The sequence below is a fragment of the Cetobacterium sp. genome (assembly GCF_048470075.1).
Classification (GTDB): domain Bacteria; phylum Fusobacteriota; class Fusobacteriia; order Fusobacteriales; family Fusobacteriaceae; genus Cetobacterium_A.
On record NZ_DBGBQB010000385.1, the window covers coordinates 1 to 2173 of the forward strand.

A 2173-nucleotide genomic window follows, 5' to 3' on the forward strand; every position below is an offset into this window, starting at 1 on the left:
GTTTTAGGATCTTTTGAAAAAGCTAAATCATTTTTTTTATTTAATATTGAAAGTTTTTGGCAAGCATAAATATCTCTCACTCCCTCGTAAAATCCCTTATCAACTTCTTTTAAAACCTCTCTTATTAACAGATTCTCTCCATTGAAAATATTACTTCCTATTGTAACAAGGAATAGAATACTACCATTTTTTTTATGAAATTTATAAGTTTCATTTTCTATAATATCTTTCCATCTTTTTTTTAGCATCAAATCTTTTCTACTCAATCTTATAAAATAGATAAATGCCACAATTTCATTGTTTTGCTCTCCTACCCAATATCCCTGTGAGTGCAACTTATACCATTCACCAAGTATATTTTTACTCACTTTTAAGTCAGTATTACTCCATGAATTCTTCTCTATCTCATAAAGACTTTCCAACTCTTTTTCTGCAAGTTCCTTTTTTCCAAAAAGGTTTATAATTTTCACAACTCCCCCTTTCCAGATACTATTAATTAATTACTAAAGGTTTTTCTTATCTATAGTTCATCCCAACCTTTTCTTTTTTTATTTTACACACTTGTAAAATATATAACAAAAGAGATAATCTTAGCATTCGCTTACCCACCCAATAATTTTTAAAATAAAACTAGATATCTAGTTTATATCCTAAAGATAAGGTAACTCTAGAGTAATCTAAATCGCCTTTTTTTGCATTTTTAGGCTCTGTTTTAGCAAAAGTTACTTGATACATAAGATCTGTAAAAAAGTTTTCATATGCTGCTCCTATTCCAATACCACCATACGCTCCATCATTAATTTTAGTTTTATATGACTCTTTTCTCAAGTATATATCTTTTTCATTCACATTAAAAGCATAGCCCAAATTAGCTTTAATGTACGGAGTAAAAGTATTTTCTAAATTAAAGTTATATTTAAAAATTAAGTAAATAGGGATGCTGTCATATTTTTCTAAAGAAGTTTTATAACTTGTACCAATTGTTTTTTCCTTATTTTTAGCGTTTACATGATAGGCAACTCCCATTCCAACTTCAAAAGAATCACTCATATTTTTTGTTACTTCAATACCAAAAGAGTATCCCAATCCCTTTGTTTTTCCATCATTGATTCTAAGGGATTCCCTACTGTTAGAAAAATTAAATTTGGAATATTTTGAGTAAATATCACCTCCAAACCTCAAGTATATATGAGAACTAATATCATTTACTTCAATAGTATCAGAAGTTGTTGGCGAATAAATTTCTTCTTCGCTTAAATAATCATCTAAAATAATTTTTTCTTCATTTACCACCTCTTTTTTTACCTCTGGCACAGATGTTGACAATTCTTTTCCAAAAGAATGTACAATCAACAAACTGGCAAGAGATAGAATAAACATCTTTCTCATTGGCATCCCTCCATGTAAGATATATTTTTAAGTTCTAGCAATTGATTTGTAATATAATCATAGCTCATTTATTTCCTATTTATTTCCTATTTATAAATTTTTTAATATAAATTAAAAGATATAAAAACGACATAAAAATGTTAAACTATAATAACATAAATTTAAAGGAGGATATATTTATGATACTAATTGTAGAAGACTCCCTAATTATACGAAAATTAATTGTGGAAATATTATCTGAAAAAAATATACCTGTAATGGAGGCAAGCAACGGGGAGCAAGCCTTAGAGATAATGAAAAAAAATATATTTGATTTAATTATTGTCGATATAATGATGCCAAAAATAAACGGTTTAGAATTAACTAAAATAATAAGAGAATTTTCAGAGGTTCCTATTATATTTTTAACCGCTCTTTCAGATGAAAAAAATCAAATTCATGCATATAATGCTGGTGCAGATGGCTATATCACTAAACCTTTTTCTCCTCATATTTTTCTTTCTATTGTAGGAAGATTTTTTGAAAAAAAAGAGATTATAAAGGTTTTTGGAAAGTTGGAAATTTCATTTAAAAGTAAAAAAATACTTTTAGATAAAGAGGAAATAAATCTACCAACTAAAGAAAGAGATATCCTGTTCTATTTAGTTGAGCACATAGGTACGGTAAAAACCAGAGAGCAAATTTTAAGTGCTGTATGGGGGTATGATTATTTTGGCGATGATAGATCAGTTGATAAACATATTTCAAGGCTACGTATTTTTTTAAAAGATAGTGGCTGCTACAT

At 27.7% G+C, this 2173-nt stretch carries 3 protein-coding genes; 1 reads left to right on the plus strand and 2 read right to left on the minus strand.

All coding sequences use genetic code 11. From position 1 onward, the window contains the following. On the minus strand, positions 1–470 hold a 470-nt coding region (locus ACMOUI_RS13390), incomplete at its 3' end, for a hypothetical protein (protein ID WP_418966190.1). A gap of 160 nt (positions 471–630) precedes the next feature. After that, the gene (locus ACMOUI_RS13395) at positions 631–1389 is read right to left on the minus strand and encodes an outer membrane beta-barrel protein (RefSeq protein ID WP_418966191.1); all 759 of its coding nucleotides are present in this window, start codon (positions 1387–1389) and stop codon (positions 631–633) included. Positions 1390–1568: 179 nt separating this feature from the next. On the opposite strand from ACMOUI_RS13395, the gene ACMOUI_RS13400 reads away from it, so the two are divergent. After that, the coding region (locus ACMOUI_RS13400; protein WP_418966192.1) for a response regulator transcription factor at positions 1569–2173 on the plus strand (605 nt) is incomplete at its 3' end.

Excerpts from the sequence above, each read along its gene's own strand:
- ACMOUI_RS13395 (WP_418966191.1), bottom strand. The coding sequence starts at position 1,389 with ATGAGAAAGATGTTTATTCTATCTCTTGCCAGTTTGTTGATTGTACAT.